Annotated in this window: 26 protein-coding genes and 1 pseudogene; 10 read left to right on the top strand and 17 right to left on the bottom strand. The window is 70.3% G+C overall.

What is annotated here, in order from left to right:
- Positions 1–112: 112 nt before the first annotated feature.
- On the top strand, positions 113–721 hold the full coding sequence (locus ACIBG6_RS07800; RefSeq protein ID WP_399221675.1) for a TetR/AcrR family transcriptional regulator: 609 nt from the start codon (positions 113–115) through the stop codon (positions 719–721).
- 96 nt (positions 722–817) lie between these two features.
- Complete coding sequence (locus ACIBG6_RS07795) at positions 818–1,960, top strand: mechanosensitive ion channel family protein (RefSeq protein ID WP_399221673.1); 1,143 nt, start codon at positions 818–820, stop codon at positions 1,958–1,960.
- Between the two features lie 32 nt (positions 1,961–1,992).
- Here ACIBG6_RS07795 and ACIBG6_RS07790 read toward each other — a convergent pair whose 3' ends face one another.
- Complete coding sequence (locus tag ACIBG6_RS07790) at positions 1,993–3,513, bottom strand: catalase (RefSeq protein WP_399221672.1); 1,521 nt, start codon at positions 3,511–3,513, stop codon at positions 1,993–1,995.
- A 351-nt stretch (positions 3,514–3,864) separates the two neighbouring features.
- Between ACIBG6_RS07790 and ACIBG6_RS07785 the strand changes: the two genes are divergently transcribed.
- Complete coding sequence (locus ACIBG6_RS07785) at positions 3,865–5,490, top strand: phospholipase D family protein (protein ID WP_399221671.1); 1,626 nt, start codon at positions 3,865–3,867, stop codon at positions 5,488–5,490.
- Between the two features lie 14 nt (positions 5,491–5,504).
- Here ACIBG6_RS07785 and ACIBG6_RS07780 read toward each other — a convergent pair whose 3' ends face one another.
- From ACIBG6_RS07780 to ACIBG6_RS07750, 7 genes and pseudogenes are all read right to left on the bottom strand, one after another.
- Entirely contained in the window at positions 5,505–5,858 is a 354-nt protein-coding gene (locus ACIBG6_RS07780; RefSeq protein ID WP_399221670.1) for a PRC-barrel domain-containing protein, read from the bottom strand.
- Positions 5,859–6,022: 164 nt separating this feature from the next.
- Entirely contained in the window at positions 6,023–6,847 is an 825-nt protein-coding gene (locus ACIBG6_RS07775) for a ribonuclease BN (RefSeq protein ID WP_399221959.1), read from the bottom strand.
- Positions 6,847–7,599 carry a VOC family protein gene (locus ACIBG6_RS07770; protein ID WP_399221958.1) on the bottom strand — a complete coding sequence of 251 codons (753 nt, stop codon included), beginning with the start codon at positions 7,597–7,599 and terminating at the stop codon, positions 6,847–6,849. The genes ACIBG6_RS07775 and ACIBG6_RS07770 overlap by 1 nt, the downstream gene beginning before the upstream one ends.
- A 199-nt stretch (positions 7,600–7,798) precedes the next feature.
- Complete coding sequence (locus ACIBG6_RS07765) at positions 7,799–8,284, bottom strand: flavin reductase family protein (protein WP_399221669.1); 486 nt, start codon at positions 8,282–8,284, stop codon at positions 7,799–7,801.
- A 2-nt stretch (positions 8,285–8,286) separates the two neighbouring features.
- Positions 8,287–9,378 (bottom strand): iron-containing redox enzyme family protein, encoded by a 1,092-nt coding sequence (locus ACIBG6_RS07760; protein WP_399221668.1) that lies wholly within the window; start codon positions 9,376–9,378, stop codon positions 8,287–8,289.
- Positions 9,375–9,575: a CDGSH iron-sulfur domain-containing protein gene (locus ACIBG6_RS07755; RefSeq protein WP_399221957.1), complete on the bottom strand. Its 201-nt coding sequence runs from the start codon at positions 9,573–9,575 to the stop codon at positions 9,375–9,377. The genes ACIBG6_RS07760 and ACIBG6_RS07755 overlap by 4 nt, the downstream gene beginning before the upstream one ends.
- A 49-nt stretch (positions 9,576–9,624) precedes the next feature.
- Positions 9,625–10,189 (bottom strand): annotated as a pseudogene (locus ACIBG6_RS07750) (methyltransferase).
- A 244-nt stretch (positions 10,190–10,433) separates the two neighbouring features.
- On the opposite strand from ACIBG6_RS07750, the gene ACIBG6_RS07745 reads away from it, so the two are divergent.
- Both ACIBG6_RS07745 and ACIBG6_RS07740 read left to right on the top strand, forming a co-directional pair.
- Positions 10,434–10,637, top strand: a complete 204-nt coding sequence (locus ACIBG6_RS07745; protein WP_399221667.1) for a hypothetical protein — start codon at positions 10,434–10,436, stop codon at positions 10,635–10,637.
- Positions 10,638–10,648: 11 nt separating this feature from the next.
- The gene (locus ACIBG6_RS07740; RefSeq protein WP_399221666.1) at positions 10,649–11,326 is read left to right on the top strand and encodes an HAD family hydrolase; all 678 of its coding nucleotides are present in this window, start codon (positions 10,649–10,651) and stop codon (positions 11,324–11,326) included.
- A 91-nt stretch (positions 11,327–11,417) separates the two neighbouring features.
- On the opposite strand, the gene ACIBG6_RS07735 is transcribed toward ACIBG6_RS07740, so the two are convergent.
- Positions 11,418–12,176, bottom strand: coding sequence for a MerR family transcriptional regulator (locus tag ACIBG6_RS07735; protein WP_399221664.1), 759 nt, complete (start codon positions 12,174–12,176; stop codon positions 11,418–11,420).
- Positions 12,177–12,447: 271 nt separating this feature from the next.
- Between ACIBG6_RS07735 and ACIBG6_RS07730 the strand changes: the two genes are divergently transcribed.
- On the top strand, positions 12,448–13,689 hold the full coding sequence (locus ACIBG6_RS07730; protein WP_399221663.1) for a PP2C family protein-serine/threonine phosphatase: 1,242 nt from the start codon (positions 12,448–12,450) through the stop codon (positions 13,687–13,689).
- A 329-nt stretch (positions 13,690–14,018) separates the two neighbouring features.
- On the opposite strand, the gene ACIBG6_RS07725 is transcribed toward ACIBG6_RS07730, so the two are convergent.
- From ACIBG6_RS07725 to ACIBG6_RS07705, 5 genes are all read right to left on the bottom strand, one after another.
- On the bottom strand, positions 14,019–14,501 hold the full coding sequence (locus tag ACIBG6_RS07725) for a hypothetical protein (RefSeq protein WP_399221662.1): 483 nt from the start codon (positions 14,499–14,501) through the stop codon (positions 14,019–14,021).
- A 14-nt stretch (positions 14,502–14,515) separates the two neighbouring features.
- On the bottom strand, positions 14,516–15,076 hold the full coding sequence (locus tag ACIBG6_RS07720) for a hypothetical protein (RefSeq protein ID WP_399221661.1): 561 nt from the start codon (positions 15,074–15,076) through the stop codon (positions 14,516–14,518).
- A 102-nt stretch (positions 15,077–15,178) separates the two neighbouring features.
- Entirely contained in the window at positions 15,179–15,946 is a 768-nt protein-coding gene (locus ACIBG6_RS07715) for a metallophosphoesterase (RefSeq protein WP_399221660.1), read from the bottom strand.
- Positions 15,943–16,194, bottom strand: a complete 252-nt coding sequence (locus ACIBG6_RS07710; RefSeq protein ID WP_399221659.1) for a BON domain-containing protein — start codon at positions 16,192–16,194, stop codon at positions 15,943–15,945. The genes ACIBG6_RS07715 and ACIBG6_RS07710 overlap by 4 nt, the downstream gene beginning before the upstream one ends.
- Before the next feature lie 134 nt (positions 16,195–16,328).
- Positions 16,329–17,294, bottom strand: coding sequence for a TIGR03557 family F420-dependent LLM class oxidoreductase (locus ACIBG6_RS07705; RefSeq protein ID WP_399221658.1), 966 nt, complete (start codon positions 17,292–17,294; stop codon positions 16,329–16,331).
- Between the two features lie 150 nt (positions 17,295–17,444).
- On the opposite strand from ACIBG6_RS07705, the gene ACIBG6_RS07700 reads away from it, so the two are divergent.
- A complete protein-coding gene (locus ACIBG6_RS07700) occupies positions 17,445–18,197 on the top strand; it encodes a nucleotidyltransferase family protein (protein ID WP_399221657.1) in 753 nt (250 codons plus the stop codon).
- A 242-nt stretch (positions 18,198–18,439) separates the two neighbouring features.
- Here the strand turns inward: ACIBG6_RS07700 and ACIBG6_RS07695 are convergent, their stop codons facing one another.
- Positions 18,440–18,943, bottom strand: coding sequence for a hypothetical protein (locus ACIBG6_RS07695; RefSeq protein WP_399221656.1), 504 nt, complete (start codon positions 18,941–18,943; stop codon positions 18,440–18,442).
- 359 nt (positions 18,944–19,302) lie between these two features.
- Between ACIBG6_RS07695 and ACIBG6_RS07690 the strand changes: the two genes are divergently transcribed.
- Positions 19,303–19,515 (top strand): hypothetical protein, encoded by a 213-nt coding sequence (locus ACIBG6_RS07690; RefSeq protein ID WP_399221655.1) that lies wholly within the window; start codon positions 19,303–19,305, stop codon positions 19,513–19,515.
- Positions 19,516–19,715: 200 nt separating this feature from the next.
- Positions 19,716–20,453 carry an alpha/beta hydrolase gene (locus ACIBG6_RS07685; RefSeq protein ID WP_399221654.1) on the top strand — a complete coding sequence of 246 codons (738 nt, stop codon included), beginning with the start codon at positions 19,716–19,718 and terminating at the stop codon, positions 20,451–20,453.
- 152 nt (positions 20,454–20,605) lie between these two features.
- Here ACIBG6_RS07685 and ACIBG6_RS07680 read toward each other — a convergent pair whose 3' ends face one another.
- Positions 20,606–22,870, bottom strand: a complete 2,265-nt coding sequence (locus ACIBG6_RS07680; protein ID WP_399221653.1) for a Dyp-type peroxidase — start codon at positions 22,868–22,870, stop codon at positions 20,606–20,608.
- Between the two features lie 341 nt (positions 22,871–23,211).
- On the opposite strand from ACIBG6_RS07680, the gene ACIBG6_RS07675 reads away from it, so the two are divergent.
- On the top strand, positions 23,212–25,194 hold the full coding sequence (locus ACIBG6_RS07675) for a galactose oxidase-like domain-containing protein (protein ID WP_399221652.1): 1,983 nt from the start codon (positions 23,212–23,214) through the stop codon (positions 25,192–25,194).
- Between the two features lie 70 nt (positions 25,195–25,264).
- On the opposite strand, the gene ACIBG6_RS07670 is transcribed toward ACIBG6_RS07675, so the two are convergent.
- Positions 25,265–25,927 carry a DUF4389 domain-containing protein gene (locus ACIBG6_RS07670; protein ID WP_399221651.1) on the bottom strand — a complete coding sequence of 221 codons (663 nt, stop codon included), beginning with the start codon at positions 25,925–25,927 and terminating at the stop codon, positions 25,265–25,267.
- Positions 25,928–26,044: the final 117 nt, after the last annotated feature.

The following is a 26,044-nucleotide window of genomic DNA, read 5'->3' as shown; positions in this document are numbered from 1 at the left end:
CGTAAGGCCGCAGGTTTGTTAAACGCAGATTTAAGACGTGGTGCACTGGCCCGTCAATAGCTGGAGAGCTATCGTTAAATCTGCATGTAACTGAACTGACGAGAGGACCGACGTGGCGCCAAGGAAGGGCATCGGCAAGGAGGCCCGGCGGGCCGAGCTCGGCAAGGCGGTGGAGCGCGCCCTGATGGCGCGCGGCCTGGAGGGCCTGCGCCTGCGCGACATCGCGGAGGCGGCCGGTGTCACGCCCGCCGCGGTGCTCTACTACGGAGACCTGGATGCCCTCGTCCACGACACGTACCGGCAGGCGATCGAGCGCTACAGCCAGGAACGCGAGCAGGCCGCGGACCACTTCGACGACGCCCGCGACAAGCTCAGGGCCTGCATCGACAAGGGCGTCGCCACCGGGCCCGACGACACTCTGACCCGGCTGCTCTTCGAGTACTGGCCCCGCTGCCTGCGCGACGCCAGGGCCGCGGCACTCGACAGCGCACTGACGGAGCGCCAGATCGCGGTGTACTCCGCCATCCTGGTCCTCGGTCAGGCCCAAGGCCATTTCGTCCTCCAGGACCCGCCCCGCTTGCTCGCCGCCAGCTTCGTCGCCATGGAGGACGGCCACCAGATGGAGATCCTCGCAGGCCGACGCACCCGCACCGAGGTGATCACCGCCCTGCGGGCCTACGCCCGCGCCGTCACGGGCCACGATCTGGCCGAGCATCCGTGACGACGGGCCCGCAAGGGCCTCGGGCGGATGTTTGGCGTGCTCGTCGGCGGTGAGGCGTAGGGGACGGACCCGTTCGACTCATCGACTGGGGAGCACATGGAGAGCGTTATTCGGCCGGCGATCTCCGTCGGCGGCTCGGTGCTGGTGGCCTTCGTCGTCTGCCGCGCCGCGGACCTGCTGGCACGGTTCGCCGACGCGCGGCATCCGGAGACCCCGCTGTGGGGGCTGCTGCGCCGCTGCCGCACGCCGTTGTACGTCGTCCTGCTGGCCGCCTTGCTCAGATGGACCTACCCGGTGGCGGTGCCGGGATGGACGCCGCTGGAAGAGCATGCGGAGGCGGTGAGCCGCGTCCTGCTGTTGTGCCTGATCGGCGGCGGAGCCTGGCTGACGGTACGGACCGTCGCGGCCGTCGTCGAGTCCTCGTACGCGCGGTACGCCGGACGATCACGTGACGCCGCGCGGCTCCGCCGGGTCCGTACGCAGGTCACGCTGATCATGCGAGTGGTGTCCGTCGCCGTCGGGGTGCTCGCCGCAGCCGCGGCCCTCGTCACCTTCCCCTCGTTCCGAACCCTCGGCACGTCCCTGCTCGCCTCGGCGGGCATCATCGGCATCGTGGCCGGCGTGGCGGCCCAGTCGACGCTGAGCAACCTCTTCGCCGGCTTCCAGATCGCCTTCGGCGACATGGTCCGCATCGGTGACACCGTCGTCGTCGACGGCGAATGGGGTGTGGTGGAGGAGGTGACCCTCACCTTCCTCACGGTCCGGACCTGGGACGAGCGTCGCGTCACGCTCCCCGTCTCCTACTTCACCTCGCGGCCGTTCGAGAACTGGTCGCGCGGCGGCGCGGAGATGACAGGGTCGGTCTTCGTCCACTGCGACCACACCACACCGGTCGCGCTCGTACGGTCGCACCTCCAGGAGTTCCTCACCACGTGCGGCACCTGGGACGGGCGGGGCTGGGACCTCGCCGTCACCGACACCTCGCCGACCGGCATCACGGTGCGGGCGATCGTGACCGCCAAGGACGCCGACGACCTGTGGACGACCCGTTGCGCCGTACGAGAGGAACTCGTCGGCTGGCTCGCGCGCGAGCACCCGGGCGCCCTCCCCAGGGTCGTCACCGCTCCCGCGGCCGACGCGTTCGACCGGCCGGGGGAGCGCGCCCGAGCACCGCGGCAGCGACGCGGTCGTCAGCCCGCCCGGAATCCCACCCGGCCGGCGGACACGCCCCCGGACTGAAGCCGTGCATCACCGTCCGGCAAGGGGCTCTGTCAGGCCTTCCGTTGCATGGAACGGCGCGCGGGGTTGCCCTGTTCGGCCGCCTTGGGGTCCTTCTCGGCGGCCTTGGCCCGAACGCCCTGGGCGATGCGCTCGCCGATGGTCCTGTCGATGTTCGTCCAGTAGGCGAAGGCACGCTCCAGGACGGGCTCGGTGACGCCGTTGAGGAGATGGCCGACGACGTTGTCCACCAGTCGGTCGCGGGCCGCGTCGTCCAGCACCTCGCGCACGAGGGTGCCGGGCTGGCCCCAGTCGTCGTCCTCCGGGTGGGAGACGTAGGCCGCCCGGGTGATCTCGCCGTCCGCCGCCCAGCCGGGCGGCGTCCCGTAGCGGGCCGTGTCGGCGGCGGGGCCGCCCTTGGAGTTGGGGGCGTAGACCGGGTCGGCCGTCTTGCGGTAGGCCATCGCGCCGTCCTTCGAGTACGTGTGGACGTCGACGACGGGCGCGTTCACGGGGAGCTGCTGGTAGTTGGCGCCGATGCGGTGGCGGTGGGCGTCCGCGTACGAGAACAGCCGGGCCAGCAGCATCCGGTCGGGGCTGGGTCCGATACCGGGGACGAGGTTGTTCGGCTGGAAGGCGGCCTGCTCGATCTCGGCGTGGTTGTCGGTCGGATTGCGGTCGAGTGTCATGCGGCCCACCGGGACGAGCGGGTAGTCCCCGTGCGGCCACACCTTGGTGAGGTCGAACGGGTTGAACCGGTATCCCGCGGCCTTCTCGTACGGCATGACCTGCACGTGCAGCGTCCAGCTCGGGAAGTCGCCGTCGCGGATGTGCTCGAAGAGGTCCCGCGTGTGGTAATCCGTGTCGACGGCCGCCATCTGGTCGGCCTCGTGCTGGGTGAAGAACTCGATGCCCTGGTCGGTCTTGAAGTGGTACTTCACCCAGAACCGCTCACCGGACTCGTTGATCCACATGTAGGTGTGCGACGTGTAGCCGTTCATGTGCCGCCAGGAGCGCGGGATGCCACGGTCTCCCATCAGCCAGGTGACCTGGTGGGCGGACTCGGGGGAGAGGGTCCAGAAGTCCCACTGCATGTCGTGGTCACGCAGGTTGTTGTCCGCGCGGCGCTTCTGGGACCGGATGAAGTGCTGGAACTTCATCGGGTCCTTGACGAAGAACACCGGCGTGTTGTTGCCGACCATGTCGTAGTTGCCGTCGCTGGTGTAGAACTTCACCGCGAAACCGCGCGGGTCACGCCAGGTGTCCGGGCTGCCGCGCTCGCCGGCGACGGTGGAGAAGCGGACGACCAGATCGGTGCGGGCGCCCGGCTGGAACAGGGCCGCCTTGGTGTAGCCGCTGACGTCGTGGGTGACCTCGAAGTGGCCGAAGGCGCCGCTGCCCTTGGCGTGCGGCTGGCGCTCGGGGATCCGTTCGCGGTTGAACTGCGCCATCTGCTCGATGAGGTAGGCGTCCTGCATCAGAATCGGACCGCCCGGGCCCACAGTGAGCGAGTGTTCGTCGCTCTCCACCGGGGCACCCGAATCGGTCGTGGTGGCGGGTCGGCTGTCGGTCATCTGTCGTGCTGCCTTTCCTCGCGCTATCTGGTGGCGCACCCCTCGATCGGGGGAGGCCTTGTACGACCGGTGCGCAGGGCCGCCCTCCGCCGGTCGAGGCTCGCGCCCCCGGGGGTGTCCTTTCGGCGCGGGGCGCCCTCTCCGCCCCGCCCACGTCCCAGCCTGAGCCCGCTCTGCCGAGGCCACCACCGGAGACCGAACCCTGCGCGGACGCAGGCAAGTGGACAGCAGCCTCTGGAGTGGGAACCTGAAGGGTGAGGGCCCGTGCCGACGAGACTCGGGAGATCCGAAGGGGACGCGACACCTCGTCTGCTGCGGCCGACGGTAGGAGTACCTCGGAGGGCCGACGACGTGACGCGCGCAGAGTGGCTTCTGGTACCCGGTGAACGCGGCAATACCGCCACGCGCCTCGACACGCGCCGCCAGGACGGGAAGGCCTGGTCCGAGGGGAATCAGGCGCACGCCCTGGTTCACGGTGCCACCTACTTCGCGGAACTTCTGGAGGCCATCCGCGGCATGCGCTCCGGTGACCTGCTCCTGTTCACCGACTGGCGCGGCGATCGCGACGAGCGGCTCGCCGGTCACGGCACGGAGATCGGCACGGTTCTGCGCGAGGCGGCCAGACGCCACGTCGTGGTGAAGGGCCTCTTGTGGCGCTCCCACCTGGACAGCCTCCGGTTCAGCGAGGAGGAGAACCGCCGCCTCGGCGCGGAGATCGAGGAGGCGGGCGGCGAGTGCCTGCTCGACATGCGGGTGCGACCCGGAGGCTCGCACCACCAGAAGATGGTGGTGTTGCGCCACCCCGGCCGCCCCGAACTGGATGTGGCGTACGTCGGAGGAATCGATCTCTGCCACAACCGGAACGACGACGCCACCCACTCCGGCGACCGTCAGTCACTGCCCCTGGCCTCCGCCTACGGTCCGCACCCGCCGTGGCACGACGTGCAGCTCGCCCTTCGCGGCCCGGTCGTCGGAGACGTCGAGGCCGTGTTCCGCGAACGGTGGCAAGACCCTTCTCCGCTCAGTCGCACCCCGGCCACCCGCCTGCGCGCGCTGATGCACGGCGAGGACACCGACGCGGACAGCCTGCCGCTCCAGCCCCCCGATCCCGTTCGGTGCGGCACGCACACCGTGCAGCTGCTGCGCACGTATCCGAACCGACTGCTGCGCGGGTACCCCTTCGCCCCCGACGGAGAACGGAGCATCGCACGCGGGTACCTCAAGGCACTGCGACGGGCCCGGGCCCTGATCTACGTCGAGGACCAGTACCTGTGGTCCCCGAGGGTGGTGGCCTGCTTCGCCCGGGCTCTGGCCAGGCACCCCGGGCTGCTGATGATCGGAGTCATCCCCGCGATCCCCGAGCAGGCAGGCCGGCTCACGCTGCCCATGAACCTGGTCGGGCGGATCACGGCTCTGGAGGAGCTGCGTCGCGCCGGCGGCGACCGGGTCGCGGTGTACGGACTCGAGAACCATGCCGGGACCCCCGTGTACGTCCATGCCAAGGTGTGCGTGATCGATGACGTGTGGGCCTCCGTGGGCTCCGACAACATCAACCTCCGCTCGTGGACCCACGACTCCGAACTCAGCTGCGCCGTCGTCGACGAGACCCTGGACCAGCGGCAGCCACGCGACCCCGGAGGGCTCGGCGACGGCGCGCGCGTCTTCGCCCGGGAGCTGCGCCTGGGGCTGATGCGCGAGCACCTGGACGCGCAAGGTGCCGTGGGGCGGCAGGCAGAGGCGGTGGCGGACGCACTGTGCGACCCGGCGACGGCCTTCGATGCCTTCGAGGAGGCTGCCGCAGCCCTTGACGCATGGCATGGAGCCGGCCGCCGTGGTCCACGGCCGGCGGGGCGTCTGCGCCGGTACACACCCCCGGGTCTGTCCGGGGTGCAGAGGGCACTGGCGACTCCCCTGCACCACGTTCTGATCGACCCGGACGGTCGCCCGCTGGGGCTGCGGCTGCGCAAGGCGTTCTGAACGAGCCCCCGCTTCTACATGTGCGGCTGCCTGTAGTACCGGGCGAACTGATCAAGGTAGGAGGGTTCGCCGCCGTACTTGGCCTCGTCGTATTCGGGGGCGTCCTTGATCTGGTCCTTCGTCCGGTCGACGTAGACCTTCTTCTCCGCGGTGTCGATCAGCCTGATGGTTCCGGCGGGCAGGAGCACGTGCTTGCCGAAGATCCAGATTCCGGTGTCGACGACCAGGTAGGAGGAGCCCACCTCGTCGGAATGCTTGTCGATCTTCCCGATGCCGCCGTCGGTGGCCTCGACCTTGTAGCCGATGAGGTCGATTCCCTGCTGGTATCCCGCTTGCGGGTGGTAGACCCAGATGTCGGTTTCGCTCACGGTGGCGCCTCTCCAGTGGGTGACGGATGACGGATGACGGATCGCGGAGAATGTGCCGGATTTCGGGGAGGGCGAAACGGGAAGCTCGAAACTCCCACCCGACTGCCTGCCGGTGACGACCCTTGCCGACACGTGCGCGGACCCGCGCCTGCGGCTTCTGAGGATCACCCTCGCCGCTTCAGCGCCGTCGTCAGGCGGGGGAGCTCGCCCTCGATCAGGCGGCCGGTCAAGGCGCCGCCGAACACGACCACGCCCACGGCGACGAGCCAGGTCTGGATGACGAGGAACGCTCCGAACGGGCCGTAGGTGACGGCGCTGGACGCGATCAACGGGGAGAAGACCAGCCGGGAGAAGATCCTGAGCCCGAGCAGGCCGAGGACGGTGGCCACCGCCCCGGGAAGCAGGGCGAGCCATGCGACCCGGCCGCCGAGCAGCAGTCGCTGCGACCACCAGAAGAACAGGACGCCGCTCAGCAGGCTGACGACGCCATGGGCCGGGATGTCGCGCCAGGAGGAGGGGACCGCGAACAGGTAGAGGACCGCTACGAGGACCGTGAGCCACAGTACGTGCCGCCACCGGGCCCACCAGCGCGCCGGAGGCAGATCCCAGACCCTCTCGTAGGCGCTCTGCACCACGGTGCCGAACGAGAGGCCGAACACGGCGAGCAGGACGAGGCCGAACGCCGTCGTGGTCCGCCGCACCTGGCCCGGCAGCGCGAACAACCGCTCGATCTCCACCCTGGCGGCCTCTGACACGCCGAGGCCGTCCCCGAGCCACTGCGCGAACCCCGCCCCGCTCCCCGCACCCGCCGCGGACACGACGATCAGGAGCGGGACCAGCGTCAGGAACCCGAGCGCCGCGAATCCCAGCGAGCGCTGCCACAGCCCCAGATCGTGCACCGGTCCCCATCGGTGGCCGGCTCGCAACCGCCGGATCCCACTGAACATCCGCTGGAACGGAGACGGGCGTCCGCCGGGGCGGGAGAGCATCATCGTGCCGGGGCGTGGCCAGGTGGGCCATGCGGGGCGACCACGGTGAAGTGCGCCCCTTCCGGGTCGGCGAGATCGACCCACCGGCTCATGGGGGAGGTGTGTACAGGAGAGGTCGTGCTGCCTCCCCTCCGGTTGGTGGTTTCGATCGCCTCGTCCAGATGGGGCACGGGAAAGCGGACGTGCCAATCGGGGCGGACCTCGGGGTCCGGTGCCTCTTCGAGTGCTTCGCCGCCGATGAGGGCAACCGTGTGGTGTCCATGACGCAGAACGACACGCTCGTGTTCGTAGGACGCCACACAGCAGCCGGGGCGCTCACCGGCCCAGTCGAAGACCTCCCCGTAGAAGATCGAGGCGGTGAAGGCCTCACGTGTACGCAATTCGAGCCAGGCCGGGGCGCTGCCGCCGCCCACCGACCAGTCCGGGACGACGGCGCCTTCCCAGAAGCCGAAGACGGCTCCCGCGGGGTCGGCGGCCAAGCCCGCCCGGCCGGTACCGAAGGCGAGGGGCCCCACGGCCATGGTGCCGCCGCGTTCGAGGATCCGGGCCGCGGTGACGTCCGCGTCGACGACGGCGAAGTAGGGCGTCCACGCCACCGGGATGTCGAAACGCTCGGTGAGCGCCCCGATACCCGCCACGGGAGCTCCGTCGTGGAAGGCGACCGCGAAGCCGTCTCCGAGCCGACTGGGCCTGAACTCCCAGTCGAGTACGCCGCTGTAGAAGTGCTGCGCGGAATCCATGTCCCGGGCCATCAGGCTGACCCAGCACGGGGCCCCCGCGATCTCATGGCTCGACGTCGACACGGTCGTCACCCTCGTACGCCGCTGCCGGCTGCGAGGACGATCATGGTGTCCTCCGATACGGCTGAATTCCTCCCTTCAGCGTAGGCGTCCCCTCCGCTCGTGGCCTCCGGAAGCCTGGCTTCACCAGCGGAAACGGCTGAGCGTGAGCTCAGGCCGGGTGCCCCGGCGAGAGGCCCTTGACGTCACTGAACCGCAGGAGTGGCGGCCTGGCGGGGCCGTGCGGGCTCTGAGCGACGGGTGTGAGGAGGAAGCCGACGTGGTCTCCGCCTTTGGCGCGTCGCTCTACCCGGCCGACGAGCCAGGCGCAGGAGTCGAGCAGTACCGGTGCCCCGCCCTGCCCCGGTGACCATGCCACCCGGGCGAACTTGTCGATGTCGTCGCCGGTCCGCCCTCCGAACAGTTCGGCCATCCCTCCCTGGTCCCGCCGAAGTATGTGTACAGCGAGGTGGGAGGCGCGGCGTGCGACCCGGTAGGTGCGGTTGGCGGTGGAGATCCACACCATGAAGCGGGGCGGTTCGATCGAGCACTGCGAGGCGAAGCCCACCAGACAGCCGGCCTGCTCGCCGTCGACCGCGGCCGTCACGACGTACATCGGATAGTCGAGTATGTCGGTGAAGGCGTCCAGGCCCGTCACGCTCAGCTCCTCGGGTCCGCGTCCGCGTCCGGGTCGCGGAGCGGCTCACGGTCAGGGTCAGGGTCAGGGTCCGGGGGCGGCAGCGGACTGCGGAGCGCCGAGTGCCCCGAGGCCCAGGCCTCGCGCACGCGGGCGTCGAGCTCGTCCTCCAGCAGGACGGTCGCCGCACACCCGAACGCGATGTCCGGCTCCAGCGCGGGTTCGTCGGCGAGCAGCCCGCCGATGACCTCGTGCCGTACGACCTGCTCGTGGACGGCGTCGGCTTCGACGTGCTCGGTGTAGAAGCGTTCGGCGGCCGGTCCCGCACCACAGCGCCGCATGGCGTTCGCGAGCCTGCGGGAGCCGGGTGAGGAAGTGACCTCGACACAGGCGAAGTGGCCGACCAGGGCCCCGCGCAGGGACCGGTGCAGCCCGAAGAGGGACATCAGGTTGACGGTGGCGAGCAGGGGGGCGGTCGCGTGGTCCAGATAGTGGCCGTACGTCGGGTCGAGGCCGAGATCGGTCATGAGCTCCGCGAAGAGCCGGGCGTGGACGCGATCGGGGTGCCCGGCGCCGAACTCGTCGTACTCGACGGCCGCCATCGCCACCTTGGCCCGGCCGGTGAGCCGCGGGATGACCCAGGCATGTGGGTCGGCCTCCTTGAGGTGGTAGAGGGAGCGCATGGCCGCGTACTCGCGCACCTGCCAGAGTTCCCCCTCCCGTTCCAGGTGATGGCTGATGCCGCCGGCCGGATCCACCGGTTCGACGAGCAGTGGGGCGAGGGCCTCCTCGACGGACCGGGGCGCATCGGCGAGCGAGGAGCGCAGCGCGTGGAGGAACAGGCTCTCCAGCTCCTGCCGCAGACGCAGCAGGTCGGGGTCCCATTCGCGCGCGTCGTCGACCTCCGCGAAGCCCCGGTAGTGGAGCTCGTACAGCAGGTAGAGCGCGAGCTGCACGTCCTCTCCCCAGGGCTCTGCCCGTCGGATGCTTCCCTCGGTGTACGCGGGCGGGCGGCCGGTCCGCAAGGCACGCTCCACGGCCATGGAGAGGTCACCGCGCCCCGCGACGAGGCGGGGTCCGGCGAACGCGGGGGAGATCGGCCCGGCGGACGTCATCGAAGAGTCCCTTCCTCGGGTGGCTTGGCGGTGCGCTCTCGGGGACGGTGGCTGGTGTCGCACCAGGGGTACGTGCGGCTGCGGCGGCACGTGCACACCGCGACCACGAAGCGATCGGACCGGGCGTGGGTCCCGTCGTCCAGCGCGATCTCCACCGGGCCCTCCACCAGGACCGGGCCCTGCGGGTCGACGGCCACCCGGCGGGCGGGCCGCGACGGCCCGGGGCCGGCCCCAGGGGACCCGTCGTCAGTGGTTCTCGGCACGGATGATCACCAGCTCTTCGCGCTCGTCGCCGTCGTCCAGCAGGCCGCGGCCCTGTAGCCAGGTCCGGCGCGCACGGAGCACCGGTCCCCACGGGACGAAGGATCGCGCTGTCACCCGGGCGGTCAGCCCGGCCGCTGCGAGGCGCTCCACGGTGGTTTCGGGGCCGCACATCGCGGAGTGCACCATCAGCAGGACACCGCCAGGGCGGGTTCGCGACGACGACGTCGAAGCGCCGGCCCTGAGTCCTGATCGCGAAGTCGCCGTGCATCACCCGCAGCGACAGCCGCTGCCGGAAGGAGTTCAGCCTGGCGGCGATCACCGCGCCCCAGGCGACGTCGACGGCCGCGACACGGGCCCCGGTACGCGCCGCGGACAGGGCCAGGGCGCCCGTTCCGGTGCCGATGTCCAGTACGTCGGTGGCCGCGTCCATCTCCTCATGGGAGAGGGCCTCCGCGAGAAGCCAGGTATCGGTCTGCGGGCGGTACACGCCGGGCAGGACGATCAGCCGCGCGGGAGGCGCTCCGAGGACCAGAGCTGTACTGGGCACTGCTTCATTGTGGCGCCGGGGCGCGAAGGCCGCCGCTCCACGGGGTCCGGGCAGCGTATCGGCGGGCTGCTGAGAACGGGCTCCGGCGAAAGCCTTCCGCCCGTGACCCGTCGCGGCTCTCGATTCGTGCGGCCAGGGGAAACGTACGAGCCTGGTGTCTATGGTGCGCTTCGGGTACACGATGACGACCGAGCAAGCAGCGGGGCACATCGTGGGTACCGGCCGGCCGACGGCCCCTGTCCGGATGGACATGCAGTTCCGCTGGTCCCTCGGCGGCCGGCACGTGAACGCGGAGCTTCCCGGCCCCGCCGGCTTCGCCCAGGCAGCCACGTACATCCGTCCCGAGGACGAGCCGGACGCCATTCCCGAGGTGGGCGGCGACCAACAGGAGCCCTTCCTCCGCTGGGCACACGATGAGCTGCTGCTGCCGGCCCTGCGAGAACCGTGAGGAGCTACCCCATGAACCGCGCCGCGCTCTTCGACGTCGACGGGACACTCACCGACACCAACCACCTTCACGTGGTGGCCTGGTGGGAGGCGCTGCGCCAAGCGGGGCACCAGGTCCCCATGCACGCCATCCACCGGGCGATCGGCCTGCCCGGCGGCGACCTTCTCGACCATCTCCTGGGAGACGACCGCGACACGTCGCAGGACGACCGGCTGAGTGCCGCGCACCACACCCTGTACGCCACCACCTTCGACCGCCTGCCCGCCCTGGCCTCGGCCGCCGATCTGTTGCGGAAGCTCGCCGGTACCGGCTGGCGGGTGGTCCTCGTCACCTCGGCTCAGAACAGTGAACTCGCCGCCCTGCTCCGAGCGATCGACGCCGACGACGCCATCGCCGACACCAGCTCCTCCGACGACGTGGAGGACGGCAAACCCGCACCAGAACCCGTCCGGCACGCCCTCCGACTGGCGAAGGTGCCACCCGAGCGGGCGGTGTTCGTCGGTGACACCGTATGGGACATGAAGGCGGCCACCCGGGCACATGTGAGCGCCGTGGGCCTCCTGTGCGGAGGCATCCCGCAAGGCGATCTCGAGGACGCCGGCGCCGCCGCCGTGTATCGCGACCCAGCGGACCTGCTGACCCACCTCGACAGCAGCCCGTTCGCCGCAGTACCGACCCTCCTCACCTGACCCGGGTGACCGGCTCCGGCGCCCCGCTCCGCGGTGCCGGCCCACGGGGCGCCGTCGGACCGCTCGTGGCCCGTCGGCTGTTGCGCCGTGCTCAGTTCAGCCGGGTGGTGGCGTAGGCCTCGATGGCGTCGCGCTGGTACGCGGCCAGCCCCGGCGCGATCGCTTCGTAGGCGGTGCGCCAGGTGTCGTTGTCCACGCAGGAGCATCCGATGGCCCGGTACTCCTCGGCGGAGACGCTGCGCAGCCGGGTCAGCGCCCGGTACTGGGCATCGATCTCGGCCTGCACGGGGCCGGCGTCGGCCGGGTGGCCCGCGGCCATGAGTTCGGCCAGCCGGATCATCTGCGCGGTGCGCTCACGGTGCGCGGCATCGGCGTCGGCCTGGCTCATGGTGGCGGCGCGGCGTCCGACCGCCTCGGCGAGTTCGGGGAAGTCGGACATGTTCTCCGCGTACTGGGAGGGCTGGGCGCCCTCGAAGAGGTTCTCCGGTCGGTTGACGGTCATGGGGTTGCCGTCCTTCCTGGACTGCTCCAGTTCGGCGATGGTGCGGGAGACGGTGTCGGCCAGGGCATGCAGCCGGTCACGCTCCGCGAGCAGCCGCTGGTGGTGACCCCGTAGGGCGTCCACCTCGTCGACCTGCTCGGAGAGGATCCGGCCGATCTCCGGCAGCCCGACGCCCAGCGCCCGCAGTACGAGGATCTGCTGCAGCAGCAGAAGCTGGTGCTCCTCGTAGTAACGGTGGCCGTTGGCGCCGATCCGGGCCGGCGGCAGCAGGCCGGTCTCGTCGTAGTGGCGCAGTGTCCGAGCGGTCACGCCCGACATCCGGGCCACTTCCGAGATCGGCCAGTCCATCACGACTCCTGCACGTGTGTGTCGCCAGGCCGGTCTCTCCGGCCCTGGCACGACGGTAGGAGCTGCCGCAGCGGCAACTTCAACCCCGAGACCTCGCGTACTCGCGCGGGTTGATACCGGCCACGGCGTCCCATGACGATCGTGTCGCGCCGCGAGGCCGCACGGGTGAGGCTGGAAGCAGGTGCACCGTGGGCGCGGTGCTCGGTGTCTGCCGCGTGGACGTCGCGTCTCACGCCCCGTCCGAGCATCGCACGGCTGGAAGGACCGGTGCATGGTCGTGGGACCGGACATTGACTACACGGCGTTGTTCGCGGCCACGCCCAGCCCGTATCTGGTGCTGGGCCCGGACCTGGTGATCGTCGACGTCAACGACGCATACCTTCGTGCCACCGGCCGGAGCATGCAGGACCTGGTCGGCCGGCATCTGTTCGATGCCTTCCCGGACAATCCCGCGGATGCGAACGCGGACGGCGTGCAGAATCTGAACGCCTCGCTGCAGCGGGTCCTGCGGTCGAAGCAGCCGGACACGATGGCGGTGCAGAAATACGACATCCCCGTCGTGTCCCGGCCCGGGAGGTTCGAGGAGCGGTGGTGGTCGCCGATCAACACCCCCGTGCTGGGGCCGGACGGGCAGGTGGCTTGGATCATCCACCGGGTGGAGGACGTGACCGAGTTCGTCCGCTCCCACCCGCCCGGACCGCCAGGGGGACTCCTGTCCAGGGGGCAGATGATGGAGGCCGAGCTGTACGCGCGGGCTCGGGAGCTTCAGCGGCTGAACGAGGAACTACGCCAGGCACACGCCCGCGAACGCCAGGTCGCCGTCAGGCTGCAGGAATCCATGCTGCACTCGCCCGACCTGAACCGGCACCGGAATGTCGCGGTCCGATACCTGCCGGCGGTCGGGTCGCTGAACGTGTGCGGCGACTGGTTCGACGTCGTCGATCTGCCCGAGGGCTGCTTCGGCGTCGCGGTCGGCGACGTCGTCGGCCACGGCCTGGAAGCCGCCGCCGTCATGGGCATGCTCCGCAGCGCACTGAGCGCCGCCGTCCGAGCCCTGCGCGAACCCGCCAAGTCGCTGGAAGTCCTCGGCCTGTACTCACGATCGGTCGAAGGCGCACTGGCCACCACCGCCTTGCAGGCCGTGATCGACACCCACCACCATCAGATCACCTACAGCAGCGCCGGACACCCGCCGCCCGTTCTGCTGCACCCCGACGGCACCTACGACCTGCTGGACCAAGCCACCGACCCGCCGCTGGGCGCCCGCCCCGAACACGTCCCACGCCCGCACGCCGCCCTCCCCTGCAACTCCGGCGACACCCTCGTGCTCTACACCGACGGGCTCATCGAACGCCGCGGCGAGGACATCGACGCCGGCCTGCACCGGCTCACCGACACCCTCGCCCACCATGCCCACACCAGCCCCGACAGCCTCGCCGACGCCCTGCTGGCCGGCCTGGGTGTAGTCGGCGGTGCCCGCGACGACATCGCCCTGATCGTCGTCCGCCTCTGAGACACAGCCCGGAGGCAATCAGGTCACTCCACTCGGCGGGCGTCCGGGCACGCAGGTCGACGGCGAGGAGGTGACGCCGGAGCGTCAGGGTGAGGTGCTGGAGCCACAGCGTGCCGGCACCGCCCCGACGGGCCGCACGGGCCGCATCCCCACTGCGTCGCGCGACGGACCCGGCCGAGGTGACTACGGGCCCGGCCGGGTCCTTCGCATGTGGGGTCGGTACGGACTCGACGAGTCAGAGTTGCTCTTCGCGCGGAGACGACGCCGAAGGAGTCGACCTCCGATGTCCGGTTCCGGCGCAACGATCCAGGTGGGGCGGGGTAGGGACGTCATCGGGTGAGGAGCCGGTTGAAGAACGAGCGGTAGTCGCGCAGAGCCATGCGCAGGTTCTCCGTGTCGACGTCCTTGTCATCGTTCCACTGCCGCTCGAGGTTCTTCCTGTGGTCGGCGAAGGTGGCAGCCAGCTGATGCATGACCTCGGCGACGAGGGCGTCGGCCGCGTGCACGGCCTGGCGGGGGTCGTCGACGAACTGGCTCTGGATGTCGTGCCAGCGCGCCCGGAAGGCTTCGTCGTCGTCGCCGTCCAGCAGGCGCGGCGTGTGGTCCTCCGAAAGTTCCTCGGTGTCCGTCTCCGTCTCCGTCTCCGTTCGCGCTCCGGCGTCGTCCGCTCCCGCGGGTGGGCCTTCACCGGTTTCTGCGCCGGTGCCTTCGCCAGTGGCCGTGCTTTCTCCGGGGTATACGGGTGGTTCCTCGACGATGTCCTCGGTCGACGGGCCGCTCTCGGCCCGCTCCGGTGCCTCACGATCACGCATGGCGCGCCTCCCTGTCAGGTACGGCCGGAACCGGCCTGGTTGCCGTTGGTGAGGAGTTCGTCGAAGAGGGCCCGGTAGTGCACCATCGCTCCTCGCAACTGCTCTGTGGTGGCCCGCCGGGACGTGCTGAGCGTGTTGATCTCGTGCGCCGCCCAGTAGTGCTCCAAGGTGCGTCCATGCTCCACGGAGAGGTCCCGCGCCTGCTGCTCGAAGTCCTCGGTGGGATAGCCTCGTTCGCGCATGAGTGAGGTGACCAGCCGGTCCGCGTCGTGCACCGCGCCGTCGGGCCGGTCCACGAACTCCTCCTGGACACCGCGCCACTCCTGGGCGTACCGCTCTCTCTGCCCGCTCGACAGCGGCTTGATGTCGAGATCCTCGTGGCGCTTCTCGCGGCTCTCCAGGTCGTACTCGGCGGCTCGCCTGCTCCCGACGTCGTCCACCGTCCGGTCGTATTCGGACCCGAACTGTTCCCGCAGCCGATGTCGCCGGCGCATGGTGAGGACGACAGCCACGACGACCAGCGCGATCACCACCACCGCGGGTATGACGATGGCCAGAATCGTTCCTGTTGACATCGGCCTCACTCCCTCGGAAGTCGTCCCGTCCCCACGGCGGCTTCCCAGCGGCCACGCCCTGAAACACGTCGGCGGAGAGGCCGACGGGCGCCGGGCCGGTTGTCACTCCGGCCGGAGAAGCGGGAGGTGGTAGAGGGCGAACGCCCTGCGAATGACGGGCTGGGCGACGTTGCGGACGCGTACGCCTCCCGCCGTCATGCCGTGCTCGGTTCCGAGATGTGCGTGACCGTGCACCGCGAGGTCGGCACCGGCCTCGTCGATCGCCTCGGCGAGAAGATAGCTCCCCAGGAAGGGATAGATCTCGACCGGTTCGCCCGCGAGCGTGTCGGGGACGGGAGCGAAGTGGGTGAGGGCGATCCTCGCACCGCAACTGTCCGAGGGCATTCCGGCCAGGGCTCGCTTCAGAGCCTCGGCGCCGCGGCGGGCGGTGCGGACGAAGTCCTTCATCTCGCGCTCGCCGAACTCCCCGGCACTGCGGCCCGCGAAGCCGCCACAGAAGCCCTTCGCCCCCGCGATACCGACCTTCCCGCCGCCCACAGGAACGAGCACGCTGGCACCCTCCAGGACCGTGACCCCGGCGTCGGCGAGGACGCGGGCGACGTCCGCCTCCTGTTCGGAGTGGTAGTCGTGATTGCCGAGCACGGCGACCACGGGGACGCCGAGATCGCGGACTTCGTCCGCGACGACCTCCGCCTCGGGGACCGTGCCGTGGCGGGTGAGGTCTCCCGCGAGGAGGAGTACGTCCGCGCAGAGCGGCAGCGTCGCGAAGGAGGGGCGCAGGAGTCCACGGGAGTCCGGGCCCAGGTGGATGTCGCCGACCGCGGCCACCCGGACGACGGCTTCGTCCTGTACGGCCCCCTGCGGCGTCATCGCAGCTCCTCGGGTCGGTCGGGAGGATCCGCGCAGGCGAGCAGCAGCTCCGCCCGTACGGGGAGGCCCGCCAGCTCCGCGGCCGCGATCCGCAGGATCTCGTCCCGGTGGTCGGCCGTCGGGAGGGTGCCCGTCAGGAGGACGGTCGCTCCGCGTACCTCGATGCGTACGCCGAGTTCGGCTACGTCTCCGCCCGCGAGACGCTCCCTGAAGCGGGCGATGCGGTACTCGCTCTCGCCGTTGCTCATCGTTCTGCTCCGTCCTCGCGCCGCGACGTCCTTCCGCGGAGACTCTGCGCCTACCCGAACGGAGCGGGATGATCCGCCCGCACGCGATCCCCGGTCCAGCGGATCCGTAGACGCGCGACCCGGTAGGCGACCCGTCACAGGGCGGCACGGAGGGCGGGCAGCAGAGCCGTCTCCGCCCAGCGGAGGAAGGGCAGTTGGTGTGCGCCACCGATCTGGACGAGAGCGAGATCGGTGAACCCCGCCTCGGCGAACGGACGGACCGCCTCCACGACGGCGTCGACGTCGTCCCCGCAGGGGATGCTCTCCGCCACGTCCTCCGGGCGGGTGTGTTCGGAGGCCTGGTCGAAGCCGGCCGGCAGGGGGAGCTCGGCGTTGACCCGCCAGCCACCCAGTGCCCAGCGGAACTGCTCGTGGGCGCGGGTCACCGCCGCTTCCCGGTCGGAGCCGTAGCAGACGGGCAGCTGTCCGATGCGGGGCTTGCCCGCGCCGCCGTTCGCGTCGAAGGCGTCCAGCAGCTCCCGTTTCGGCTCCGTGGCGATCAGCACGTCGGCGTGACGCCCGGCGACCTCACAGGAGGCGGGTCCCGACACGGCGATGCCGAGGGGTGGTGGCACTTCGGGAACGTCCCACAGCCTGGCGTCGTCCACCTGGAAGTGAGCACCGTGCCGCGTCACGTACTCGCCCGTGAACAGGGCACGGATGATCTCGGCCGCCTCGTCCAGCATCGCCAGGCGTACGCGTGCCGATGGCCATCCCGCGCCGACTATGTGCTCGTTGAGGTTCTCACCCGAGCCGAGACCCAGCCGGAACCGGCCGTCGGACAGGAGTTGCACGGTCGCCGCCTTCTGCGCGATCACCGCAGGGTGGTAGCGGAAGGTCGGGCAGGTCACGAAGGTCATCAAAGGGATGCTGGAGGTCGCCTGCGCGGCCGCCCCGAGCACGCTCCACGCGTACGGGGCGTGCCCCTGGGACTCCAGCCAGGGAAAGGAGTGGTCGGAGATCACGGAGAAGTCGAACCCGATCCGCTCGGCCTCGACCACGTGCCCGACCAGCTCACGGGGTCCTGCCTGTTCGGTCATCATCGTGTATCCGATACGCATACCTCCGCGACTTCCACGTCCGACGGCTCCGAAACGGGCCGGCTCCCACCTCGCCGAGGAGGGATGAGGACCGCCATGACGGGTAGGCGCAGATCCCCCGGCTGGGTGGGGCCATCGCCACCAGCCCGGCCGCGAGGACAGGAGCAGCCCATGAACCTCACGGAAGGCCCGGCCGCGTACCGGGCAGCAGTCACGACGAATCCCTCCGTGTCCGGTCGTCCGAACGACGCGCCCGTCGATACCGGCCCACGAAGCGCCGGTCCGCGGAGTACGGGAACCGGGCCGCGGGCGGCTGGGCACGGCAGTACGCCCGACCTTCCGGCGGACCACACCCAGGCCATCCTGGAGACGACCAAGGAGGTCGGAGCCGTACTCAAGGCGGCCGGTCTGTCCTTCGCCCTGGTCGGCAGCGTCGCCGTCTACGCGCACGGGATCCCGGTCCGGCTCCAGCACGACACCGATTTCGCCGTCCTACGGAAGGACGCCGAGGCCGTCACCCGCGCCCTGCGGGAACGCGGCATGCGGATCGTCGAACCGCCCGAGGACTGGCTCGTCAAGGGCCGCGCGGGCGGTGAGGAGATCGACCTGATCTTCGCCCTCGCCGGCCGACCGGTCACGAGTGAACTCCTCGCACGCGCCCAGACGCTTCCGGTGGACTCCGTTCACATGCCGGTGCTCGCGCCGACCGACCTGATGGTCTCCCGGCTGCTGGCCCTCTCCGAGCACCACTGCGACTTCGGCGCCTTGCTGCCGGTGGCGCGTGGACTGCGCGAACGGATCGACTGGCCCCGCGTGCGCGAGGAGACCGGGGGCGCCCCGATGGCCACGGCCTTCCTGTACCTGCTCGAACTGCTGGATGTGCTGCCGCGGCGCGAGGCCGCCACCACGGAGGAGACCGCGTAGGGGCGACGTGCCGCTCCGCCGCGAGGAGGCCTCGGGCGCGGCCTGGCCCCCCTTCACCCCCGCCAGCCCGGTCCGGCCGCGGGCATGCATGGCGGTACGGCTCAGTCGAGCCCCAGATACGCCCGCCAGATACGCCCGGCCAGGGACGACGGTGAGCAGGTGCAGAACGCCAGCCGCGTCGGGTCCCAGATCTTGCCCTTGCCCTTCTGCGTGCGCTCTGACGCATGGGTCGTGGTCTCGTTTCATGTCGTCGTCGGAACGGTTCCCGGAGTGGGGACGGCGGGGCCGTCAGAGGCCCTCGTTGCGGCCACGGTCAGTCCGGCCGTTCCGCTCCGCCGCCGGGAGGGCGCCGCCGGGGGCGGTGGAGGGACGATGCGGAACCGGTGGCTCTCGCGTGCGAGTTCGTGTCCGTCGGGAGCGATGAACCTTCCAGTCACCTCGTACGTTCCGCAGTTCGCCCGCGCCACGGGCATCCGCTCGGGAGGCAGGCGGAGCTCGTACGGTCCGCCCGTCCGGAATCCACCCAGCGCGGTACGGGTCGTGCCGATCACCTGCCCCCCGTACCGTCGGGTCTCCTCCAGGGTCAACCCGTCGACCCCGCCCTTGACCTGAAAGGTGAACGCGACACTGATCACGGCGCCCTCAGGCAGCGCGACGGGCTTGCCACCCCGGGTGTCCAGGGAGACGGTTCGCGTGCCCCACCCGTCCGAGGCAAGGGCCACGTCCAGCAGTTCGAACTGCGCCATGGCGGCTTCACGTCCTCTCGGTTCGCCCCGGACGCCAGATCTGTGAGGCGGCTACCCCGCTCGGCACCGGCCAAGCAGGCGGGCCTCCCGCAGCGACGGCCTCTGCGGATTGCGGGCGGGGCCGCGGGTCCCCGTCTGCAGGTGGCCGTGGCCATGATGTCGACCACCGGCGGCCACGTCGACTTCCGCATGCCCACCGACAACGGCCCCGTGGAACCCTCCGTCAGCCGCCTCGCGGACGGCGTGGCGGAATGCCGCCGCGAGGCACGGAACCTCCTCCGGCAGGGCGCCGACCTCGTCCCCCATCCCTCTCCACCGCCACCCACGACTTCGACCCGTCCACCCCACCGGCGTGGACGATGGCGAAGAAGAAGCAGCGGCAGGGCAGCTCGCTCACCTCGGTACCGCGGGCCATCGAGCGCGGCGTGAAGATCGCCATGGGCACGGACTGCGGCATCGCCGCACACGGGAACAACCTTCGCGAACTGGGCCATCTCGTCGACTGCGGCACCTCCGGCCCGGTCCGAGGGCCGAAGCCCTTCATCACACGGCCTTGCCCCTTGGGCGAGTGACTCCGTGGCCTCCGGTGACAGGCCTCCGCGAAAACGTTTGGCGGACCACGGAAATCACTGCTAACTTCCGGGAGGCCGTGCGAGAGAACGAGGAGGTGGTACCCGTGAACGTATTGACATGGGTGCTCTCCTCCGGGGTCACGGTCGGGCGATAGGTCGTCCGGGAGCGCCGAACATGAGCACTCCCGAAAGGCACGACCGTGCAATTCACTTCTGAGCAGCGCCTCGACGACGACGTCCTCGAGCGCGAATTCACCCTTGGCGAGATCCCCGGCATCCTGTGGACGCCCGCGTCCGCATGCGCGCCGGCGCCGCTGATCCTGATCGGTCACCCTCCCCTCGGACTGCGCAAGATGTACCCCCGGCTGGCGGGGCGGGCCCGGTACTACGCGGCGGAGCACGGCTTCGCCGCGGCCACCATCGAACTCCCCGGGAGCGGTGAACGGCCCCGTTGGGCCGCCGCCGAGCAGGCCCGCGCCGACCTGCGCCGGGCTTTGGAGGCCGGCGAGCCGGTCGGCGACGAGATCGTCGACGCCCTCATCCTCCCGCTGGTCGAAAGGGCGGTCCCCGAATGGCAGGCCGCTCTGGACGACCTCCTGTCGCAGCCCGAGATCGGCGGCCCGGTCGGGTACGAAGGGGGAGTGATCTCCATCGGCGTCCGCCTTGCGGCGGTCGAGCCGCGGATCGTGGTTGCCGGCTTCTTCGCCGGGAGTTTCGTCCCCGCCGCCATCTTCGAAGAGGCTCGCCAGGTCACCATTCCGCTGCGGGTCCTGTTGCAGTGGGACGACGAGGGGAACGACCGGCAGGTGGCGCTCGACCTGTTCGACGCCTTCGGCTCCAAGGAGAAGTCCCTGCACGCCAACCTCGGCGGACACACCGGCGTTCCGCGCTCCGAGATGGAGGACGGGGCCCGGTTCTTCGCCCGGCACCTGAAGTGAGGCCAGGCCGACCGGCCGGCCCCGGACGGTGAGCGGCGTCGGCCACGATGTCGTCATCGAGGGCCGCGAGAAGGCCCACCGTCGCCGCCCGCGAGTTCGAGCCGAACTCGCTTGCCGCGCGATGGGCCACCTCACGAGCCTCCGAAGCGCGGTCAGGCCGTCAGGGACGTCCACATGGTCAGGGCGCGGTCGTCGACCGAGATCTGGTCCTCGTGGCCACTGCCGTCGCGGATCATGATGATCCGGTACTTGTCCTGGTGGAACACCCAGAACAGGCTCATGCCGTTGATCCGCTGCATGTCCGGTACCGCGAGGAACTCGTCGACCTGGGTGATCCCGTTCAGTGATCGCCACAGGTCGAGCCCGCGGTCGCCGCGCTCCAGGGCGTCCTGGTGCATCCTGCCGTCGGCGACCGAGATGAGCCGGTAGACCTGACGGCCCATGAGGGTGTGGAAGACCCAGTAGTGGCTCTTACCGTTCACTCGCTGCAGGTCGGGCACCGGCAGGAAGGCGTCCACCCTTTCCACGCCGCTGAACGAGACCCAGGCGGAGAGCGAGCGATCCGGGATGTCGATCCCGGCAGTCTGCTCGGGAGGGAGCCCGGACTCGGCGTCGTCGGCGATCCAGATCCGCCGGTAGACCTGCCGGCCCTCGACGGTGTGGAACAGCCAGAACCGGCTGCGGCCGTTGATCCGCTGCTCGTCCGGGACGGGCAGGATCGCGTCGACCTTCGTCACCCCGGCGTAGCACGGCCACAGGGTCAGCGGCCGGTCCGGGCGTTCTCGGACGTCCGTGTGCTCGTCGCCGTCGGCGATGGAGATGGTCCGGCAGACGACGCCGTCGCTGCCCGCCCCGTATGCCCAGTACCAGCTCTTTCCCTGGTCCCGCTGCATCCCGGGGATGGGCAGGAAGGCGTCGGTCGGCCGGACGACGGCGGGCGGCTTGTCGGTGAGTCGGCCGTCACCGAGCAGCCGCAGCAGGGTCAGCGAGGGGGCGAAGGCATAGACCGACCCCTCTGTGACGACGAACTGACTGAGACTCAGCTGCGTGGTCTTGCCGGGCGTCTCGTAGCTGAGCTTGCCGGCGGCGCCCACCATTCCGTCCGGGCCGGGCTTGTTGGTCCGGTTGGGCGGAAAGTCCGGGCTGTCGATCCACGCCTTCTGGATGAACTCGAACTGCTGCACGAGGTCCGACTGGTAGCAGACGAAGAGGAGGCCGCGCTTCTCGTCGGGCCCGCCGGGGCCCTCCGAGGCGGGGTCGAAGGGTGCGCCGTACGGGGCGCCGCGGCGGATGATCCGGCGGCGGTCCATCACCGGATTCTCGTCGAACGGCGGATCGCCGGGCTTCTCCTGGAGGCCGTCCCGGGGGTTGGTCTTGCGCAAGTGCGAGAAGAGCGGCGTGACGAAGCCCTCGGGGTCGTTGCGGTAGCCGAAGTCGTTGTCGTCGCCGGCCATCGCGTTGGAGGGCCTGTCGGCATGGGGACACGTGGCGACGGGGGTGCCGGAGCGCCACCGGCCGACGAGGCGGGCGGCCAGCCACTCCGAGGTGGCCTCGGGCGGCACCACTTTGGCCTCCTTGAGCACCTTCAGCTGCACGGCGACCTGGAACCAGAAGCCCGGGACGTCCTGGCCGAGCCGCCGCACCACCTGGAAGCTGCCGTTGTCGGCCCAGTCGGGCGTCTCGTGCGGCACGCCGCCGACCCGGTCGTGCCCGACGACGAACTCGCCGGGCGGGATGAGCCGGGTGCCGTGATGGCCCTTGACGTACTCGGGCTTGACGGGGTCGGGCTCGTCGAAGCCGGTCACGCCGGGCTCGCTGACTCCGTCCTTGAAGCCGAAGTGCTCCTTGCCCCTCCGGCTGCCGGGCAGCGTGGCGGCGTCCTGCTGGAACACGATCACGATCTTCGCCGCGGCGGCCGCCTCGCGCTGCTGTCTGACCGCCGCATGGAGGTCCTGGACGGTGTCGGAGGCGACGGTGAGGACGGCGTGGATGACCTGGCCCTTGCCGTTGCCGAAGAGCCACATCTCCGGCGAGCTGTCGCCGGTGTCCCCGAGCGCCCGCTTGTCCGAGCCCTGCTTGAAGGCCTCCAGGCCGCTGCCGGGCTTGACGGAGGGCAGCGGGTCCTTTCCGGTCAGCTCCCGCAGGCCGGCGCAGGTGAAACTGACGTTGATCCACGTGGCCTTCAGTGTCTTCGGGTCGTCGCCGGCCGAGGACTTCCTGGCCTTGCTGAAGGCGGCGTTGAAGGTCGCCACCTGCCGCGTCGTGGAGATCTGCGGTTCCAGGCTCTTGACCCAGGTACGTGCCCGCGCCGGGTCCTCGAACTTGAGGAACAGCAGGGTCATCTGGTCCTTCTTGAAGCCGGCGATCACATCGCCCTGGATGTCGTCGCTGTCACGCAGCTCGAGGTCGTCCACCATGCTCACTCCAGAAGATCGACACCTCCACGCCTTATTGCGCAGAGTGATGAGCAACGTAAGCGGCACCCGTGAGGGCTTCCGGTGGCCGACGGGCCGATGAAGCGGTCCATCACCCGTTTGTTGTGCACAAACGTGCTGGTCGGGGGGCGCGCGAGGTGCGGTGGGGCGCTTTCGAGGCTCGCGGTCACCCGCCTGCATGCCCCGGGGTGACAGCCGGACAACCCGCCGGAATGCTGAAGCCTGTCACTTTGCGTGAACAGGTGGCAGTCCCGGCTCAGCCCGTCCCCGACGCGTCCCCTCGTCGGGGCCGGTGCGCCTTCACCTCTCCGGCAAGGAGTCCCATGTCCCGCAGTAACCCGTCCCTGCCCGCCCGCCGACGGCTCGCCGCGGCGATCTCCGTCTGCGCCGCCACCGCGATGGCCGCGTCCATGGCCCTGGTGTCGGCCGGCCCCGTACTCGCCCACACCGGTCACGGCGAGGAGAGCGATGCCTTCCCCTACGGCCCGGCCTCCCGGGCGGCGACCGCACCGGTCACCGTCGACCCGGCCGAGGCGGCGACGCTCGGCAAGGAGCACGCCGAGGAACACGCCCGTACGCGGAAGGCCATGGCCGGCGTCGGCGAGTACCCGCAGACGACCCGTACGGAGCGGCTCAAGGCGCTGACCGCCTCCCAGGAGAAGGCCAACGCGTCCTTCGACGCCGCCGAGTTCGGCCGGTTCCGGGAGTACTTCCAGTCCCCGGACTTCGCGGCCCACGTCGCGCTCCTGCCCACCGGCAAGGTCCTGCTCTTCTCCTTCGAGCGGATCGAGAGCAACCCGCAGAAGGAACCCGCCCCCACCGACACCATCGGCAAGGAGAACGCCGGCCGCGCCTGGATCTGGGACCCCACCAAGGGGACCGGCCCCGGCGCGTTCACCGAGAAGAAGCCGCCGGTCATCAACATGCCCGACGGCAAGAACGAGCCCCGCCCGGCCCCGTTCTTCTGCGCGGGTCACTCCTATCTGCCCAACGGCATGCTCGGCGTCTTCGGCGGCAACCTCGGCGGCAACGGAGGCTCCGGCGCCAAGCTGTCCCTGGTCTTCGACCCTTGGTCGGAGGAGTGGTACCTGAACAAGGACATGTCCGTCGGCCGGTGGTACCCGAGCGTGGTCACCGGCGCCGACGGACGTCAGGTGATCATGTCCGGCCAGTCGGAGCTCGGCTGGGGCACCCCCACCCCGGTCGTCGAGCGCTTCCCCGCCGCGACCCACGAGGTGCCGTTCGACAAGTCGGTCAAGCCGATCGGCTGGGGGGTGGACAAGCTCAGGACCGAAGCCCCGTTCAAGTGGGACTATCCGCAGCTGTTCTCGCTGCGCGACGGGAAGATCTACGGTCTCGGCCGCTCCGTGGACCAGCAGTGGCTCTTCGACACCGCCGCCGACACCAGGACGGACCTGCCGAACCGCCCGGACGTCAACAAGGACATGCCCGGCCCGGACGGCGGGGAGTGGAGACGCAACTACGGCTCCGCGGTTCCCCTGCCGGCCGGCTTCAGAGGGCCCGACTCGGTCCTGGTCCTCGGCGGCGACCGTAATGACCCGAACACCTACCGTCTGGCCGGCGGCAAGTGGAACACCGAGAAGCCCCGGGCGTTCGGGCGGACCCAGGACGACACCCTGCTCCTGCCGAACGGCAACCTGCTCACCGTCAACGGTGCCTTCGACATCCGCGACTACGGCAACGGGCCGTACAACCCCAACGCCGACCTGAAGTACCGCCAGGTCGAACTGCGCGACGAGAACGGCGACTGGAAGCTCGGCCCCGTCCAGCGGCTGCCGCGCGGCTACCACTCCAACGGCGTGGTCCTCCCGGACGGCCGAGTCATGATCACGGGCGATGAACTCCAGCAGCTCGCCAACGACCCCGACATCAGCGACAACAACAATGGCAGCATCGAGATCTACGAGCCCGCCTACCTCCACCAGGGCAGCCGCCCCGCGCTCGGCCTGATCTTCAACCCCAGCGTGGGCTACAACGAGAAGATCACGGTGAGCACCAGCACGCCCGGCGAGGTGACCCGCGCCGTACTGCTGGCCCCGACCACCGCCACCCACTCGATCAACACCAGCCAGCGTCACCTCGAACTGCGCATCAAGAGCCGCAGTGGCAACTTCCTGGAGCTCCAGGCCCCGCCGACCGCCGCCGCGGCCCCGCCCGGCCACTACATGCTCTTCCTCCTCAACGAGGAGGGCGCACCGAGCAAGGCCGGCTGGGTCCAGCTCAAGCCCCCGGCGCCGGCCGCGGCCACGGGTGCCGCCGCCAAGGTGAAGGTCGCCGGCGACTGACACCCGATGTTCCCGCCGGGGCGGGCCCCAGCCTGGTCACGGGCACGGCTGGGGCCCGCCCGCGGAGGCGTCAGCGGGCTTCATGAGCGACCGGCTCTTCGCCGCCCTGGTCGAGGCGGAAGGGCGGGTAGGCGTCCGTCATGAGGCTCGCGTAGGCGGCGACACGGAGCACCCAGCGGTTCAGCCCGACGATCAGGGCGAACAGATCGCGCGGATACCGTTCGGTGAAGGTCACGGAGAAGCCCGCGATGAGCGTGAGGAGCGTGATCAGGCCGCCGCTCCACCAGCCGGCGGCGCGCATGCCGCCGCTGAAGAAGGCGATCACGAGGTAGTGGGGGATGGCGAGCAACCACCACTTGACCAGCACCATCGAGCGGGACAGCCGCTCCGGGTAGGCGATGTCGAGCCGGGCCGGGTAGTCGGGCTCGGGGCCGAGGCTGAAAGGCGGGTAGCGGTCGGTGCCGAGTGCGCCGTACGAGTAGTACGAGACGCGCCAGGACCAGCGGAGCACGCCGAGGTTGAAGTCGAACAGACCCCGCGGGAACCGCTCGGTGAAGAGGATCGCGAAGAACGCGATCACGCTGACGACGAGGAAGGCGATCCAGAGGAAGATCAGCACGATCCAGTGCGGGATCACCAGGATCCACTTGACCAGCCACAGCCAGCGGGAGAGCGGCTTGTCGAGTGCGGCCGTCACCATCACCGGAGGGTAGGAACCGCGCTGGATTTCCATGATCGTCACTTCCTTGCCGGGTCGTGCCGCTCCTACGTGAGTCCGACGCCTCCCACCTCTCAGGATCGCCCGTTTTCGCTGCCTCGGCCCTCCGGGACCGGGACTCGCCCGTGGTCG

The sequence above is a fragment of the Streptomyces sp. NPDC050842 genome (assembly GCF_044456565.1).
Taxonomy (GTDB): Bacteria; Actinomycetota; Actinomycetes; order Streptomycetales; family Streptomycetaceae; genus Streptomyces.
The sequence above is the reverse complement of the archived record's forward strand: the minus strand, read 5'-3'. Positions and strand labels throughout refer to the sequence as shown.

Excerpts from the sequence above, each read along its gene's own strand:
- ACIBG6_RS07680 (WP_399221653.1), bottom strand. The coding sequence starts at position 22,870 with ATGGTGGACGACCTCGAGCTGCGTGACAGCGACGACATCCAGGGCGAT.
- ACIBG6_RS07770 (WP_399221958.1), bottom strand. The coding sequence starts at position 7,599 with ATGGCCCGGGACATGGATTCCGCGCAGCACTTCTACAGCGGCGTACTC.
- ACIBG6_RS07715 (WP_399221660.1), bottom strand. The coding sequence starts at position 15,946 with ATGACGCCGCAGGGGGCCGTACAGGACGAAGCCGTCGTCCGGGTGGCC.
- ACIBG6_RS07735 (WP_399221664.1), bottom strand. The coding sequence starts at position 12,176 with ATGGACTGGCCGATCTCGGAAGTGGCCCGGATGTCGGGCGTGACCGCT.
- ACIBG6_RS07670 (WP_399221651.1), bottom strand. The coding sequence starts at position 25,927 with ATGGAAATCCAGCGCGGTTCCTACCCTCCGGTGATGGTGACGGCCGCA.
- ACIBG6_RS07740 (WP_399221666.1), top strand. The coding sequence starts at position 10,649 with ATGAACCGCGCCGCGCTCTTCGACGTCGACGGGACACTCACCGACACC.
- ACIBG6_RS07700 (WP_399221657.1), top strand. The coding sequence starts at position 17,445 with ATGAACCTCACGGAAGGCCCGGCCGCGTACCGGGCAGCAGTCACGACG.
- ACIBG6_RS07795 (WP_399221673.1), top strand. The coding sequence starts at position 818 with ATGGAGAGCGTTATTCGGCCGGCGATCTCCGTCGGCGGCTCGGTGCTG.
- ACIBG6_RS07790 (WP_399221672.1), bottom strand. The coding sequence starts at position 3,513 with ATGACCGACAGCCGACCCGCCACCACGACCGATTCGGGTGCCCCGGTG.
- ACIBG6_RS07775 (WP_399221959.1), bottom strand. The coding sequence starts at position 6,847 with ATGCTCTCCCGCCCCGGCGGACGCCCGTCTCCGTTCCAGCGGATGTTC.
- ACIBG6_RS07745 (WP_399221667.1), top strand. The coding sequence starts at position 10,434 with ATGGACATGCAGTTCCGCTGGTCCCTCGGCGGCCGGCACGTGAACGCG.
- ACIBG6_RS07725 (WP_399221662.1), bottom strand. The coding sequence starts at position 14,501 with ATGCGTGATCGTGAGGCACCGGAGCGGGCCGAGAGCGGCCCGTCGACC.
- ACIBG6_RS07730 (WP_399221663.1), top strand. The coding sequence starts at position 12,448 with ATGGTCGTGGGACCGGACATTGACTACACGGCGTTGTTCGCGGCCACG.
- ACIBG6_RS07705 (WP_399221658.1), bottom strand. The coding sequence starts at position 17,294 with ATGCGTATCGGATACACGATGATGACCGAACAGGCAGGACCCCGTGAG.
- ACIBG6_RS07690 (WP_399221655.1), top strand. The coding sequence starts at position 19,303 with ATGGCGAAGAAGAAGCAGCGGCAGGGCAGCTCGCTCACCTCGGTACCG.
- ACIBG6_RS07710 (WP_399221659.1), bottom strand. The coding sequence starts at position 16,194 with ATGAGCAACGGCGAGAGCGAGTACCGCATCGCCCGCTTCAGGGAGCGT.
- ACIBG6_RS07675 (WP_399221652.1), top strand. The coding sequence starts at position 23,212 with ATGTCCCGCAGTAACCCGTCCCTGCCCGCCCGCCGACGGCTCGCCGCG.
- ACIBG6_RS07720 (WP_399221661.1), bottom strand. The coding sequence starts at position 15,076 with ATGTCAACAGGAACGATTCTGGCCATCGTCATACCCGCGGTGGTGGTG.
- ACIBG6_RS07760 (WP_399221668.1), bottom strand. The coding sequence starts at position 9,378 with ATGACGTCCGCCGGGCCGATCTCCCCCGCGTTCGCCGGACCCCGCCTC.
- ACIBG6_RS07695 (WP_399221656.1), bottom strand. The coding sequence starts at position 18,943 with ATGGCGCAGTTCGAACTGCTGGACGTGGCCCTTGCCTCGGACGGGTGG.